The organism is Citrobacter amalonaticus, assembly GCF_018323885.1.
GTDB classification, from domain to species: Bacteria; Pseudomonadota; Gammaproteobacteria; order Enterobacterales; family Enterobacteriaceae; genus Citrobacter_A; species Citrobacter_A amalonaticus.
Window position 1 is genome coordinate 2,862,977 of record NZ_AP024585.1, and the last position, 14,418, is coordinate 2,877,394.

The following is a 14,418-nucleotide window of genomic DNA, read 5'->3' on the forward strand; positions in this document are numbered from 1 at the left end:
ATTCGATCATCAGTTAATAAGGAATTTCTATGTCTCAGTTAGACAGCGGTGCATTTAAGCAGGTAAAAGACCTGGTTCTTTCTGGCTACCACCTGAATGATATTCAGGATCTGGAATGCCCTACCGCTTTGTTGCCTGAAGGAACCAGCGTTGAAAGCCTCGAGCGTTTTTCTCTGGAGCGTTTCCGCTTTCGCGGCGCAATGACCACGACCAGCATTGACGACTTCGCTCGTTACTCGAAGGGTTACGCCAGCGCCGACGAACCCGCCCGTTGCTTTATTGACGCTGACAACATGACCGCCCGCTCGGTATTCAATATCGGCTCCCTGAAAAATCCAGGACATGCCGATAACGTTGCCGCAATCACCTTGAAGAAAACAGCACCGTTCCGCGCGCTGTTGCAGATCGATGGTCAACGTCTGAAGCAAAAACAAATCGCGGAATGGCTGGAGGACTGGAGCGATTATCTTCTGGCGTTCGATGCTGATGGCAATACGATGCAGATTTCCCAGGCAGCCCAGGCTGTACGCCGTATCACTATCCAGCAGGCAACCCAGCAGGATCATGAAACGGGTGACTTCGCAGGTAAACGTTCACTCATGCAAAGCGTCGAAGCCAGCAGCAAAGATGTCATGCCGGTGGCGTTCGAGTTCAAGTGTATGCCGTATGAAGGGCTTGGCGAGCGCCGCTTTAGTCTGCGTAACAGCCTTCTGACTGGTGATGAGCCGTGCTTTGTCCTGCGTATCGTCCAACTGGAAGCTCAGGAAGAAGCGCTCGCCAACGAATTTCGCGATCTGCTGATCAGTAAATTCGACGGTGAATCAGTAGAAACCTTCATCGGTAACTTTAAAGCGTAATTGCTCAGCATTAAATCCCCGGCGCCGCGGGGATTTATTGAAGCGTAATTCCTTTATATATCGCCATCTGGCGAGGGATTCGTGCAACCAAAAATCGTGCGGTGCAGCGCACCAATTAAGGAGAACTAACGATGAGTTTTATCCAGACTCTTTCCGGTAAGAAGTTCGATTATATCAACGCCACCATTGACGATATTGATATCGAGGATATCGCCGGTGCGCTTTCAAATATCTGCCGCTTCGCGGGGCACCTGTCGGAGTTTTACAGCGTGGCGCAGCATTCCGTTCTGTGCAGCCAGCTCGTGGCGCCAGAGTTCGCCTTTGAAGCACTGATGCATGACGCGGCAGAGGCGTACTGCCTGGACATCCCTGCCCCGCTTAAAGCGTTGTTGCCAGATTACCGCCGGATCGAGACGCGCACGGATCAACTGATCCGCCTGAAATTCGGCCTGCCGCTCGACGAGACATACCTCGTTAAATATGCCGACCTGACCATGCTAGCGACCGAACGCCGGGATCTGGATATCGACGACGGTTCCATATGGCCGATTCTGGAAGGTATTCCACCTACAGATTTATTCGAAATTCATCCTTTGCGCCCCGGGCAGGCTTTCGGTCTGTTCATTAACCGGTTCAATGAACTGATGGAGCTGCGCCAATGCGCCGCCTGAAAGTAACAGAGCTCGTTGCGGAGGCGCATGCCTCCGTACCGGAACTACCAGCAAAGCATGGGCGGCTTTTGAAAGAGGTCGCGACACGACTGGAAGCAACCTATGCGGCGTTATCCGAGTCACTGGCTCGGCTGGATCAACAACGTGAAGGTAATGCGCAATGACTGTATTCGAATACGTCCAGGCCCATCCCAATACCACCAGCAGCGATATTGCCAAAGCGCTGCACAGAAGAACACCTGTCGTGGCCGGCGCTCTATCGCAACTCTACACTACTGGCCACATCGTAAAAACTGGCGTTCGTGGTGGCGCACCAACATACCGCGTTAACGATCTGCCATTCGGCTGCAGTAATCCTCTGACGCTGATGTTTAACCAGCTTTTACAGGCTGTCCGCCGGGAGGCCGCGCAATGATCTCCCTGCGCAACGCAGATTGCTTCGATGTTTTCCCGCGACTCTCCAGCGGTACCATCGACCTTGTATGTGCTGACATTCCATACGGAACCACGCAGTGCCGCTGGGATTCAGTTGCAAACAGACCTGGATAGCGAGCGCCGCAAGGCTGGCAACTCTCCGGTAATTCCGGATGGTTCAGAAGACACAAAGCGCCTTGACTGGCTTGATGCACAAAACAAAAGGCTGAATGAGTATTACGTAACATTGTACGGTTGGAAATTTGACGCGAATTTCCAGAGAAACGCCATGACGTTAAATGACAGCAATTATCCGGTTATGACAGTTCGCCAAGCTATTGATCAAGCTATCGCAGCAGTACCAAAACAGGAGACCTTATAACATGAACAACTTAATGATCGACCTCGAAACTATGGGTAAAAAACCAAATGCGCCGATCGTTTCAATGGGTGCTGTTTTCTTTAATCCTCAATCCGGTGAATTGGGTCCCGAGTTCTATGCGGTAGTCAGCCTCGAAGTGGAGCATTTGAGCGTGCCGGTCAACTCTGCCCGTGGGAATTCTGGAATGATCACGACGTTCGAACAATCGTAACCCTCGGTCGCACGATAGGATTCGATCCAAAGCGAGATATGCCATTCGATGGCGATATGCATAACGCCCTGGCCGATGCGCGCCATCAGGCTAAATACGTGTCCGCTATCTGGCAGAAATTGATACCGACCACCAGCACTGATATTTGATGTTACAGCCCGGGTGCAGCCGGGCTAAGTGGAGAACGACTCATGAGCGATCGCTTCCTGACTGATGACGAACTTGCTGAAGCTACTGGATCACCACAGAAGGCTCGGCAAAAAGAAGTCTTAACCCAGAATGGTATTTATTTTATTGAACGCCGGGACGGTGCAGTTAAAACGACCTGGTATCATATAAATCATCCATTCAGGTTAAATCTACCAGCAGGGTCCCTGCCCACTCCGGGCATGAACTTCAACGCAATAGAGTGAAATTATGGGTCGCAAACGCGCACCCGGTAACGAGTGGATGCCAAAGGGCGTTTTCTTTCGCCCTTCTGGTTACTACTGGAAACCAGGTGGAACAACAGAAAAACTGGCACCTGCCGGCGCCTCAAAATCAGAGGTATGGATCGCTTTCGAGAAGGTGGTTGAAGGCAGGAAAAATATACTTACCTTCTCCCAACTGTGGAAGAAGTTCCTCAACAGCACGGATTATGCAGATCTAGCCCCGCGAACACAGAAAGACTATCTGGCACATGAAAAATATCTGCTGGCTGTTTTCGGTGATGCAGAGGCTAAAGCCATTAAGCCAGAACATGTCAGACGCTACATGGATGCCAGAGGAAAGAAAAGCCGTGTCCAGGCCAACCATGAACATAGCTCGATGTCTCGCGTTTATCGCTGGGGTTATCAACGCGGCTTCGTTCCTGGTAATCCATGTGTTGGTGTGGACAAGTTCCCCAAACCACAGCGTGATCGCTACATCACAGATGAAGAATACCTGGCGATTTATGAACACGCCAGTGAGCCGGTTAAAGCCGCAATGGAAATAGCTTATTTGTGTGCAGCGAGGGTATCCGATGTACTGAAGATGGACTGGTCCCAGATAATGGAAGAAGGGATTTTCATCCAGCAAGGCAAAACTGGTGTTAAGCAAATAAAGGCATGGACTGAACGTTTACGAGCAGCAGTGGATCGGTGTCGAGCATGGGGAGAGGATGGTGCGGTCATAAAAACTATGTATGGAGAGCGTTACTCTTACAAGGGGTTTAACGAGGCATGGCGAAAAGCGAGGACAGCAGCTGCCAATAAGCTTCGAAGGCCTATTGACTGTACTTTTCATGACCTGAAAGCAAAAGCAATTTCTGATTATGATGGTTCCACCAGAGATAAGCAGAAATTCAGTGGCCATAAAACAGAATCTCAAGTAATTGTCTATGACAGGAAAATAAATATCACTCCAACATTAAATAAAAAAGCCCCTCTTTGAGGGGCTATTTTCGTGTATAGTAATTTTTCAAATTGGCGCATTCTTCTTGTATTTCTTTAATTCTAAAGTCACCCACGGATAATTTACGCTGTAGTGTTTTGTCGTCATTATAAGCTTCAGTAGTAATTGCTCTTCTTAAAGAAATAAAGTTGGCATTATTATATTTTTGGCCTTTATATTTTTCAATTTCTTTCGCAAGCTGAGTTATATCTTTAATAGATCGAGTTAATTTTCCAAGCTCCAGAATTTCATTCTTATTATTTTCGCCCATCCAAAAATCAATAGCATCATCCTCTAAGGTTGAAATTGCTTTCTTTATATCGCCAATCCAAGAATTTCTAGCATTTCTGAGCAAGAACCTCCATCCAGCAAATACAGAAACTACCCAACCCAGAATGACCAACATCCAAGTCAGCCATTGTTGTGGTGTTGTTCCATTTAGAAAAGTTTTTATATCCTGCATTTTACTTTTTTCCGTTCTTTGCTATTAGAGCTTTATTTATATAATCCTTAATTTCATCAATAAGCTCAGGTTCTTCATTTGAAATAAATGTAAATTTATTTACAATTTTGGCCGGCACCCCTTCACGGATTAACCCACCAAACCCTTCTTCAAGAAAAGAAGAACCATATCCAGCTGAACCATCAAGATCAATAACAACCTCGGAGTCCTTATTCTGTATAAAATCATCACCATAAATTTTATTGATTTGGGCAATCAAATATTGCTTAAACTCCTCACCTGATTGAGGTCCTAATTCTCTAAACCTCGCACCTGGGAATGGAAATTTATCTGCTACTTTTATTAAATGTTTCACAATACCACCTCTTTGTCCAAACTATCAATGTCTAACGGTATTGACCATTCAACAATTGTACCACACATACTTAAATTATGCTCGGTTAATTTATCTTTAGCTACGCCATTCTCTCCATAATATCTATAATAACCTTTATTGCTAAATATAGACAAATTACCTACTTTAAACTGATTAATAATAGATAAAACATCAGACAGCCCTTTCCCTCTATTATTTTGATTAGTTCTAGTTTTACCCATTCTGGTTGCTGCTTTAATTAAAGCCGAGTCAGTTTTAGTTTTAATATTAAGTAAACCAAGTGTTTTATTAACTAAGTCTGCCCCCCATTTAATAGGCAAAGAACTCGGGATGCCAATTCCTTTATCACAAATAACCACGATTAATTTATCTTTATGTACTCCAGCGAATGCCCACCACTTTGTTGCAATTTCATCATCAGCATCGTAGTAAGCATGTTCGACAGAGTTTGCCATTGCCTCACTAAATCCTTTATATAACTTCCGCTTGGCGGCACGCCCTATTTTGTTTTCAATCTCAATCATTGCGCTCTGGGTTTTTTGAAGTTCTGATTTTGCACCAGATGCGTAATTCCAATATGAAACATCATCAAAAACTTTAGTTTTACGAGATTCTTTTCCAACAAGATCATAAAAGCCAACTTGTTTTAGTATACTTTCAGTTTTTTCGTTTTTAGGGTGTTTGAAAGTAATTGCCTTTGATTTGAAAGGTGAAGTCTTCAGAATCAAATCGACCTCAGATAAAAAACAAATCATCGCACTTGCCGTAATGATAGTGGTTTCATCAAAGTTTATTGATATTTTATTTCTTTGCGATTCCTTTCTAATTTTATTGAAAAAAGAAACAGTTTTGGTATAGTTATGTTCATAATAAAAATCAATATATTGAGGGGCAGGTATTGATTTTCTTTTATAAGCAATTGTCTTTATAAACAATTTACTCTTACAATTTATTTTCTTTTTCTTGGCCAACGTTAAGGAGTTTTTATGTATCGAATACACATCACCACTTAATAAAGTATTTTTCAATTTCAGTTTAAACTGAAACATCATAGCTCTTTTGTTCTTTCGCTTTATAATACGATTCATATAAACATCCATTCTATGATTTGAACAAAAAACAACCAATGGCCTACAATGCTTCTATGATACTAAAAGGGTTGAAATTGGTAACTATTTTCTCAATTGATTTTCTCACATTTTCTCAACGAGACTTTGGTCACTGAAAAGGCATTGGTTAAGTGATTGAATTGTGGCGGAGAGAGGGGGATTTGAACCCCCGGTAGAGTTGCCCCTACTCCGGTTTTCGAGACCGGTCCGTTCAGCCGCTCCGGCATCTCTCCGTTTTGATGGTTGCCATCATGCCAGGTAATTTGGCATTTTAACAGACCCTGTCCCTTCAATTTTGTTCAAGTGACGAGTTTGCGAGCAAATCGATGATTAAGTGGCCCTGGAAAGCACAAGACACCGCACAAAATGAGTCTGCTCAGTGGGAGGAAGCCCTTGCAATTCCCCTGCTTGTGACCCTGACCGCGCAAGAACAAGCCAGACTCATTGCGCTGGCAGAGCGATTCCTGCAACAAAAAAGGCTGGTCGCCCTTCAGGGTTTCGAACTCGACTCGCTGAAAAGCGCGCGCATCGCCCTGCTTTTCTGTCTGCCGGTTCTGGAACTGGGTATCGAATGGCTGGATGGCTTCCATGAAGTGCTGATCTACCCTGCGCCCTTTGTCGTCGATGACGAATGGGAAGATGATATTGGTCTGGTCCACAACCAGCGCGTTGTTCAGTCCGGACAAAGCTGGCAGCAAGGACCAATCATCCTGAACTGGCTGGATATTCAGGACTCCTTCGACGCCTCCGGGTTTAACCTGATTATTCATGAAGTTGCCCATAAGCTGGACATGCGCAATGGCGATCGCGCCAGCGGCATCCCGCTGATTCCTCTGCGGGAAGTCGCCAGTTGGGAGCATGACCTGCACGCCGCAATGAACAATATTCAGGATGAAATTGATCTGGTGGGTGAAACGGCATCGAGCATTGATGCCTATGCGGCGAGCGATCCGGCGGAATGTTTTGCGGTCCTGTCAGAATATTTCTTCAGCGCCCCGGAACTCTTTGCGCCACGGTTCCCCGCGCTGTGGCAACGTTTCTGCCAGTTCTATCAGCAGGACCCTCTGCAACGCCTTCGTGATAACGAAGACGATGACCCATTTGACCCTGCGCAGGTTCACTGATCCTCCATTTTGGGGATTAATTAACCACTTGAAAAAGCGTGCTAATTTTACTGTTGACACGCCGTAGCGAGGTCAGTATTATGCGCCTCGTTCACACGATTCCTCTGTAGTTCAGTCGGTAGAACGGCGGACTGTTAATCCGTATGTCACTGGTTCGAGTCCAGTCAGAGGAGCCAAATTTAAAAAGCCCGCTTTTTAGCGGGCTTTTTGCTTTATATCTGATAATCAATCGCCACGTCATCAGGCTCCATCACCTGCCGCTTGATATCCTCCACGGACAATCCCGCATTACACAGTTCGATAAATCGCCAGACGTAGTTGCGCTGGAGTTGCCCGCGCTTCAGTCCTAGCCAGACAGTATTGGCGTCAAACAGATGCCGGGTATCCAGTCGCGTCAGCGCCCCCTCTTCCTGTTCACCGCTGGACTGTTCCGCCACCAGACCAATCCCAAGTCCTAACGCGACATAGGTTTTAATCACATCGGAATCCTGCGCGCTGAGAACAATATCCGGCAGCAGACCTTTACGTGCAAAAGCTTCATCAATGCGGGAACGCCCGGTGATCCCTTGCCGATAAGTGATCAGCGGCCAGTGGGCAATCGACTCCAGCGTAAGCGGCGAAACCAGGGTCAATGGATGATTATTCGGCACTAACAGGCTGTGATGCCAGCGAAACCAGGGGAAAGCAACCAAAAGAGGATCGTTGCTCAGCCGTTCACTGGCAATACCAATATCCGCCCCGCCATTTTGTAATAACGTCTCTATTTCCTGCGGCGTTCCCTGAATTAATTCCAGACGAACTTCCGGGAATAATTCGCGGAAGGCTTTGATCACCCCCGGCAGACTGTATCGCGCTTGCGTATGCGTCGTGGCGATAGTTAACACGCCCGAGGTGTCATTAGTGAACAAATCCGCCAGTCGGCGTACGTTACTGGCTTCATTTAAAATGCGCTCGGCGATAACCAATAACGCCTTACCTGGCTCGGTCATGCCAAGCAGACGCTTGCCCCGACGGATAAATATCTCGATCCCAAGCTCATCTTCTAACTCGCGAATATGCCGACTCACCCCTGACTGTGAGGTAAAGAGCATATTGGCGACTTCCGTCAGGTTGTAATCCTGACGGGCTGCCTCACGGATAATTTTTAGCTGCTGGAAATTCACTTGTTGCTCCGGATACATCAGACATGCCGCTATTGTTAAAGTCAGATGTCCGGCATAACAAATAATAAAAACCTGCATCTTATTCCGTCATGGAATAACGTTTAACTGACCAACTGCAACTCGCGGTTATCCAGTGCCGGACTGCTCACCAGCGACATCAGGATCTCTTTCACCGCCTGTGCCTGCGGTGACAAACTCCCTCTTGCTGACATATTCAGCGACAGCGACAGGCTCATCGACGGCGAAGTAATGCGTGCCATCCAGCCATTTGCCGCACCACACAGAGAACGCGCGGCGGATTCCGGTAGCACCGTCACGCCCATGCCGCTGGCAATCGCGGCAGTCAGCGTGGCTATCGACTCAATCTCGCCGATGACTTTCGCCGTTAAACGGCGCAGTGAGAAGGCTTCATCAACCCGCAACCGGACTGCGCTGTAGTCACGAGGGAGAAAAAGATTCATCTGTGCAACAGCGGTAAGGTCTACGCTCTGCCCAGGGCAATCGCGGGTACCAACAAGGAAGAGGTCTTCTTTGAGCAGAGGTTGGCTGGTAATGCCTGCCTGCGGAGAACGCTCGTAGAGCACCGCCATATCCAGGTGACCACTCAATAATTTATCGTTCAGTACGGCACCACTGTTTTCATGCAGATACACCAGTACCTCGGGCAGTTCTGCGCGCACCGCCTGTAGCAGCGGCATGGTGACCGACGACGCAGCAGTGCCCGGTGCAAGACCGATCGACACCTGTCCCGTTAAGGTTTGCCCAACATTACAGACAGCTAACTGCGCCTGTTCACACTGACGAAGGATCGTTCGCGCATGGGTGTAGAGAATTTTTCCCGCTTCAGTCGGCGTCACCCCCCGTTTGGTGCGAATGAGCAATTGCTGATTGAGCTCGCCTTCCAGAGTGGCAACCTGCTGACTCAGCGCGGGCTGTGCGATATGCAATACTTCAGCGGCCTGTGTCAGGCTACCAATATCGACAATTTTCACGAAATATTTCAATCGTCTGAAGTTCATTTTGCCTCCTGTCCGGAATGCCAGAACCCATGCTGGCAGTGATGTCAGGAGAGAATTGCAAGATGCTTGCCAGTTTCGGATAAGAGGAGGAATTGGTGTTAAATCGCCGTAAAATAAGCATTTATGATTGTTATCGGTAATATCGATTCTCGTCAGCGGTTTCCGATCTGCCCCATCCGGGGTAGACACGCACCAGAATGGGGCAAAGCCCACCGGAGACCGAAAGTTCACCGCTTTGCTGGTTTTGTCAGCAAACAGACGCACAATCGCATTTCCCCCTTTGACAACCCCAATCGTCGTCGCTAATATGCGCCTCGTTCACACGATTCCTCTGTAGTTCAGTCGGTAGAACGGCGGACTGTTAATCCGTATGTCACTGGTTCGAGTCCAGTCAGAGGAGCCAAATTTTGAAGAGCCCGCTTTTTAGCGGGCTTTTTGCTTTTTCGGACGCCATATCCGCTTCATTTTCCTGTTCTGCCCTTTGTGGATTAAAAATCGTTTTCTCTTCCTGTCTGTCGCGGTAGTCTCATAACAACCACTTATAGGTTGGCCGCAATGTGTGTGACTCTTATTCCCATACTAATAATAAAATCAGTACAAACAGGATTACTATGGATTCCACCCTCATCTCCACCCCCTCCGTAGAGGAAACCCCATCGCTTAATCGCGCCAGACGTGCCGCGCTGGGCAGCTTTGCCGGTGCCGTCGTCGACTGGTACGATTTTCTGCTTTATGGCATTACCGCCGCACTGGTCTTTAACCGTGAGTTTTTCCCGCAGGTCAGCCCGGCAATGGGTACGCTTGCCGCATTTGCCACCTTTGGTGTCGGTTTCCTGTTCCGTCCGCTGGGCGGCGTGATCTTCGGCCACTTCGGCGATCGCTTAGGCCGTAAGCGGATGCTGATGCTCACCGTCTGGATGATGGGTATTGCCACAGCATTGATTGGCATTCTTCCTTCATTCGCCGCTATTGGTTGGTGGGCGCCGGTACTGTTAGTACTGCTGCGCGCGATTCAGGGATTTGCGGTCGGCGGTGAATGGGGCGGTGCCGCATTACTCTCCGTAGAAAGCGCGCCAGAAAACAAAAAAGCGTTCTATAGCAGCGGTGTACAAGTGGGCTACGGCGTCGGTCTGCTGCTTTCCACAGGTCTTGTGTCATTGATCAGTTATCTGACGACCGACGAGCAGTTCCTGAGCTGGGGCTGGCGTATTCCGTTCCTGTTCAGCATCGTCCTGGTGCTTGGTGCGTTATGGGTGCGAAACGGGATGGAAGAGTCAGCAGAATTTGAACAGCAGAAACAGCAGGCGCCTGAAGAGAAAAAGCGCCTGCCGGTGATGGAAGCGCTCGTACGCCATCCGGGTGCCTTTTTAAAGATTATTGCACTCCGTCTGTGCGAACTGCTGACTATGTACATCGTTACCGCATTCGCCCTGAATTACTCGACGCAAAACCTCGGCCTGCCGCGTGAGCTCTTTCTGAATATCGGCCTGTTGGTCGGAGGGTTAAGCTGCCTGACCATCCCCTGCTTTGCCTGGCTGGCAGACCGCTTTGGCCGTCGGCGCGTCTATATTACCGGTGCGTTGATTGGCACGCTAAGCGCATTTCCGTTCTTTATGGCTCTCGAATCACAGTCGATTTTCTGGATTGTGTTCTTCTCGATCATGCTTGCTAACATTGCTCATGACATGGTGGTCTGTGTGCAGCAACCGATGTTCACCGGCATGTTCGGTGCAGGATATCGCTACAGTGGGGCTGGCGTGGGTTATCAGGTTGCCAGCGTGGTGGGCGGCGGATTCACCCCCTTCATCGCCGCGGCGCTGGTTACCTTCTCCGGTGGCGACTGGCACAGCGTGGCTATATACCTGCTGGCAGGCTGCCTGATTTCGGCCGCCACCGCATTGCTGATGAAAGATAAGCAACACGCCTGAGTTCTCTGCGAGGGCCATTCGGCTCTCGCCTCTTCTCTAAAACTCTGACTTTTGTTTCACATTCCGGTGACATACTATCGGGTGAGCAGTACACCTGTAGAACAAGGAGACACAGATGAAGAGTAAGGGCTCCAGCCTGACGCCTGCACAAGCGCTGGAAAAACTTGATGCACTCTACGAGCAGTCGGTTCAGGCGCTACGCAGTGCCATTGGCAAGTACATTGAAACGGGGGAACTTCCCGATCTCACCGCCCGGAGTAAAGGTCTTTTTGTTTATCCATCGCTTTCTGTTACCTGGGATGGCAATGCCACCAATCCCCCGAAAACCCGTGCTTATGGGCGTTTTACTCATGCAGGTTGCTATACCACGACCATCACTCGTCCGGGACTGTTCCGCCCCTATCTGGAAGAACAGCTCACGCTGTTGTATCAGGATTACGACGCGCAGATCACCGTCGAGCCATCACAGCATGAGATCCCCTATCCGTACGTGATTGACGGTTCTGAGCTCACACTTGACCGCTCAATGAGCGCTGGGCTAACCCGCCATTTCCCAACCACCGAACTGGCGCAAATTGGTGATGAAACCGCAGATGGCATCTATCATCCCGTAGAGTATTCTCCCCTGTCGCACTTTGACGCACGACGGGTCGATTTCTCACTCGCCCGGTTACGTCACTATACCGGCACGCCGGTGGAACATTTTCAGCCGTTCGTGTTGTTCACCAACTACACCCGCTATGTGGATGAGTTTGTGCGCTGGGGATGCAGTCAAATTCTCGATCCGGACAGCCCATATATTGCGCTTTCCTGCGCCGGAGGCATCTGGATCACCGCTGAAACGGAAGCGCCCGAAGAAGCCATTTCCGATCTGGCCTGGAAGAAACACCAGATGCCCGCCTGGCATCTGATCACTGCCGACGGTCAGGGGATCACGCTGGTAAATATTGGCGTAGGCCCGTCTAACGCCAAAACAATTTGCGACCATCTGGCGGTTCTGCGCCCTGATGTCTGGTTGATGATTGGTCACTGCGGCGGCCTGCGTGAAAGCCAGGCGATTGGCGATTATGTGCTTGCCCATGCCTATCTGCGAGATGATCAGGTGCTGGATGCGGTACTGCCGCCGGATATCCCGATTCCTAGCATTGCAGAGGTACAGCGCGCCCTGTATGACGCAACGAAGATGGTCAGCGGCATGCCCGGTGAAGAAGTCAAACAGCGTCTGCGTACCGGAACGGTGGTGACCACCTCCGATCGCAACTGGGAATTGCGTTACTCCGCCTCTGCGCTACGTTTTAACCTGAGTCGCGCCGTGGCAATTGATATGGAAAGCGCCACCATCGCCGCACAAGGTTACCGTTTCCGAGTGCCCTATGGCACCTTGTTGTGCGTTTCGGATAAACCGCTGCACGGTGAGATCAAACTGCCCGGTCAGGCAAACCGTTTCTACGAGGGGGCCATTTCCGAACACCTGCAGATTGGTATTCGCGCCATTGACCTGCTGCGTGCTGAAGGCGACCGTCTGCACTCCCGCAAACTGCGCACCTTCAACGAGCCACCATTCCGTTAAGAAGAACCAGAGGCAGAAAGCAAAAAGCCCGCTAAAAAGCGGGCTCTTCAAAATTTGGCTCCTCTGACTGGACTCGAACCAGTGACATACGGATTAACAGTCCGCCGTTCTACCGACTGAACTACAGAGGAATCGTGTGAACGGGGCGCATATTAGCGACGCCCACTGCCGTTGTCAAAGCCTGAATGCACCATCGCGATCGTTTGTCGAAATATTCCTCATTTCGTTGTTTATTCAGACGCAACGGGGGATTTTGTCAGCTTTTGATGTACCGGGCGCGGGTATTTCCATAGCCAACGTCCGCTAACCATACGCCAGTAAAACAGCGCTGCACGTACCGCCCAGTCGAAGAACATTCCCATCCAGACCCCGACAACACCCCAGCCAAGTACAATCCCCAGCGTATAACCAGCAACCACTCGACAGCCCCACATTCCCAGCATCGATACCCACATGGCAAAACGTGCATCGCGCGCGCCTTTAAACCCTGAAGGTAAAACCCAGGATGCAGCCCAGATCGGCATAAACGCCGCGTTGAGCCAAATCAGGATGACAACCACGTCTTTTACCTCCTGATCGCGGGTGTAAAACGATGCCATCAGCCCGGCAAACGGCGCGCTCAGCCAGGCGATGGCGGTCAGGCCAATCGTGGAAAGCCAGAACACGTGGCGTAATTGAATCTCTGCCTGGGCAATCTGTCCGTTTCCAAGACGTCTTCCGGTAATAATGGTGGATGCCGACCCCAGCGCGTTTCCTGGCAGGTTAATTAGCGCGGCAATGGAGAATGCGATGAAATTACCGGCAATGACGCTGGTGCCCATCCCGGCGACAAACATCTGCGTTAATAACTTGCCGCCGTTGAACAGTACCGATTCAATGCTGGCCGGGATACCAATCCCCATCACTTCCCAGATAATGGCGAAGTTCAGCGGTTTAAAATAACTTTTCAGCGGAATGCGCAGCGCCGGGTTAAAGCCAATCATCAGCACCCAGATAATGGCAACCGCGCCAATATAGCGCGAAATAGTCAGGCCCAGTCCTGCGCCGACAAAGCCGAGCCCTTGCCAGGAAAAAACTCCGTAAATCAGGATGCTACTGATAATGATATTAAGGATATTCATCCCACCATTTATCAGCAGCGGAATTTTCGTATTGCCCGCGCCGCGCAACGCGCCGCTACCAATCAGAGCAATCGCGGCGGCAGGATAACTAAGAACCGTTAATTCCAGGTAAGTCAGCGCCAGCGCCTTCACTTCCGCTGTCGCTTCGCCTGCCACTACATTGATAATCTGCGCGCCAAAGTAATGAATCACCGCCGCCAGGATCACGGCAAACAGCGTCATAATCACCAGAGATTGCCGGGCCGCAGCACGGGCGCGTCGGCGGTCACGTTTACCGAGGCTAAAGGCCACCACCACCGTCGTCCCCAGATCGATAGCGGCAAAAAAAGCCATAATTACCATGTTGAAGCTGTCAGCGAGACCGACGCCCGCCATCGCTTCTTTACCCAACCAACTGACCAGAAACGTACTGAGTACGCCCATCAGCAAAACGCAGGTATTCTCCAGAAAAATAGGCACAGCAAGTGGGGTAATTTCGCGCCAGAAAAGTACCTTATAGCTCTTGCGTTTGGCATACCAGGGCGTGCGGGTGACGGCCTGACGTAGGGCTGCGGAGACGTTCAAAATGGACCTTAGAGAAGAAAGTTGAAACCTCAT

16 protein-coding genes, 4 tRNA genes and 2 pseudogenes are annotated in these 14,418 nt (G+C 49.7%); 14 read left to right on the forward strand and 8 right to left on the reverse strand.

Translation table 11 applies throughout. The features are described from left to right. Nucleotides 1-29: 29 nt before the first annotated feature. The 9 genes and pseudogenes from KI228_RS13595 (at nt 30) to KI228_RS13630 (ending at nt 3,948) form a co-directional block, all read left to right on the forward strand. Nucleotides 30-857 (forward strand): YfdQ family protein, encoded by an 828-nt coding sequence (locus KI228_RS13595; protein WP_141227580.1) that lies wholly within the window; start codon nt 30-32, stop codon nt 855-857. A 131-nt stretch (nt 858-988) separates the two neighbouring features. After that, nucleotides 989-1,528 (forward strand): HD family hydrolase, encoded by a 540-nt coding sequence (locus KI228_RS13600; RefSeq protein ID WP_141227581.1) that lies wholly within the window; start codon nt 989-991, stop codon nt 1,526-1,528. Then, a complete protein-coding gene (locus tag KI228_RS13605; RefSeq protein ID WP_212807476.1) occupies nt 1,516-1,692 on the forward strand; it encodes a hypothetical protein in 177 nt (58 codons plus the stop codon). Before KI228_RS13600 ends, KI228_RS13605 begins: the two co-directional genes overlap by 13 nt. Continuing rightward, nucleotides 1,689-1,943 carry a hypothetical protein gene (locus tag KI228_RS13610; protein WP_141227582.1) on the forward strand — a complete coding sequence of 85 codons (255 nt, stop codon included), beginning with the start codon at nt 1,689-1,691 and terminating at the stop codon, nt 1,941-1,943. The genes KI228_RS13605 and KI228_RS13610 overlap by 4 nt, the downstream gene beginning before the upstream one ends. Continuing rightward, a pseudogene (locus KI228_RS24615) lies at nt 1,940-2,059 on the forward strand (DNA-methyltransferase); the annotation flags it as partial. The gene KI228_RS13610 and the pseudogene KI228_RS24615, both read left to right, overlap by 4 nt. After that, entirely contained in the window at nt 2,058-2,324 is a 267-nt protein-coding gene (locus tag KI228_RS13615; protein WP_141227583.1) for a hypothetical protein, read from the forward strand. The pseudogene KI228_RS24615 and the gene KI228_RS13615, both read left to right, overlap by 2 nt. Before the next feature lies 1 nt (nt 2,325). Beyond that, nucleotides 2,326-2,684: pseudogene (locus KI228_RS13620) on the forward strand (3'-5' exonuclease). A 42-nt stretch (nt 2,685-2,726) separates the two neighbouring features. Then, nucleotides 2,727-2,948 carry a DUF4224 domain-containing protein gene (locus KI228_RS13625; protein ID WP_141227584.1) on the forward strand — a complete coding sequence of 74 codons (222 nt, stop codon included), beginning with the start codon at nt 2,727-2,729 and terminating at the stop codon, nt 2,946-2,948. Nucleotides 2,949-2,952: 4 nt separating this feature from the next. Continuing rightward, on the forward strand, nt 2,953-3,948 hold the full coding sequence (locus KI228_RS13630; protein ID WP_141227585.1) for a tyrosine-type recombinase/integrase: 996 nt from the start codon (nt 2,953-2,955) through the stop codon (nt 3,946-3,948). Nucleotides 3,949-3,952: 4 nt separating this feature from the next. Here the strand turns inward: KI228_RS13630 and KI228_RS13635 are convergent, their stop codons facing one another. The 4 genes from KI228_RS13635 to KI228_RS13650 all read right to left on the reverse strand — a co-directional run bounded on the left by KI228_RS13635 (nt 3,953) and on the right by KI228_RS13650 (nt 6,129). After that, a complete protein-coding gene (locus tag KI228_RS13635; protein ID WP_141227586.1) occupies nt 3,953-4,411 on the reverse strand; it encodes a hypothetical protein in 459 nt (152 codons plus the stop codon). A 1-nt stretch (nt 4,412) separates the two neighbouring features. Continuing rightward, nucleotides 4,413-4,766 (reverse strand): STAS-like domain-containing protein, encoded by a 354-nt coding sequence (locus tag KI228_RS13640; RefSeq protein ID WP_224267588.1) that lies wholly within the window; start codon nt 4,764-4,766, stop codon nt 4,413-4,415. Continuing rightward, nucleotides 4,763-5,875 (reverse strand): ATP-binding protein, encoded by a 1,113-nt coding sequence (locus KI228_RS13645; protein ID WP_141227588.1) that lies wholly within the window; start codon nt 5,873-5,875, stop codon nt 4,763-4,765. The genes KI228_RS13640 and KI228_RS13645 overlap by 4 nt, the downstream gene beginning before the upstream one ends. 164 nt (nt 5,876-6,039) lie before the next feature. Then, a tRNA-Ser gene (locus tag KI228_RS13650) sits at nt 6,040-6,129 on the reverse strand. Nucleotides 6,130-6,222: 93 nt separating this feature from the next. Here KI228_RS13650 and mtfA point away from each other — a divergent pair. Both mtfA and KI228_RS13660 read left to right on the forward strand, forming a co-directional pair. Continuing rightward, nucleotides 6,223-7,020, forward strand: a complete 798-nt coding sequence (gene mtfA, locus KI228_RS13655) for a DgsA anti-repressor MtfA (protein ID WP_043000268.1) — start codon at nt 6,223-6,225, stop codon at nt 7,018-7,020. Between the two features lie 100 nt (nt 7,021-7,120). Further along, nucleotides 7,121-7,196: transfer RNA gene (locus KI228_RS13660), tRNA-Asn, on the forward strand. 36 nt (nt 7,197-7,232) lie between these two features. On the opposite strand, the gene cbl is transcribed toward KI228_RS13660, so the two are convergent. Together cbl and nac are read right to left on the reverse strand one after the other, a co-directional pair. Continuing rightward, the gene (cbl, locus tag KI228_RS13665) at nt 7,233-8,183 is read right to left on the reverse strand and encodes an HTH-type transcriptional regulator Cbl (RefSeq protein WP_043001894.1); all 951 of its coding nucleotides are present in this window, start codon (nt 8,181-8,183) and stop codon (nt 7,233-7,235) included. Nucleotides 8,184-8,284: 101 nt separating this feature from the next. After that, the gene (gene nac / locus KI228_RS13670) at nt 8,285-9,202 is read right to left on the reverse strand and encodes a nitrogen assimilation transcriptional regulator NAC (protein WP_061069981.1); all 918 of its coding nucleotides are present in this window, start codon (nt 9,200-9,202) and stop codon (nt 8,285-8,287) included. Nucleotides 9,203-9,529: 327 nt separating this feature from the next. On the opposite strand from nac, the gene KI228_RS13675 reads away from it, so the two are divergent. From KI228_RS13675 to KI228_RS13685, 3 genes are all read left to right on the forward strand, one after another. After that, nucleotides 9,530-9,605 (forward strand) — tRNA-Asn (locus KI228_RS13675). A gap of 208 nt (nt 9,606-9,813) precedes the next feature. Then, on the forward strand, nt 9,814-11,130 hold the full coding sequence (gene shiA / locus KI228_RS13680; RefSeq protein ID WP_044257580.1) for a shikimate transporter: 1,317 nt from the start codon (nt 9,814-9,816) through the stop codon (nt 11,128-11,130). Between the two features lie 115 nt (nt 11,131-11,245). Next, complete coding sequence (locus KI228_RS13685; RefSeq protein WP_043000265.1) at nt 11,246-12,700, forward strand: AMP nucleosidase; 1,455 nt, start codon at nt 11,246-11,248, stop codon at nt 12,698-12,700. Between the two features lie 55 nt (nt 12,701-12,755). On the opposite strand, the gene KI228_RS13690 is transcribed toward KI228_RS13685, so the two are convergent. Then, nucleotides 12,756-12,831, reverse strand: a tRNA-Asn gene (locus KI228_RS13690). Between the two features lie 99 nt (nt 12,832-12,930). Next, nucleotides 12,931-14,418, reverse strand: a complete 1,488-nt coding sequence (locus KI228_RS13695) for an EmmdR/YeeO family multidrug/toxin efflux MATE transporter (protein ID WP_043000264.1) — start codon at nt 14,416-14,418, stop codon at nt 12,931-12,933.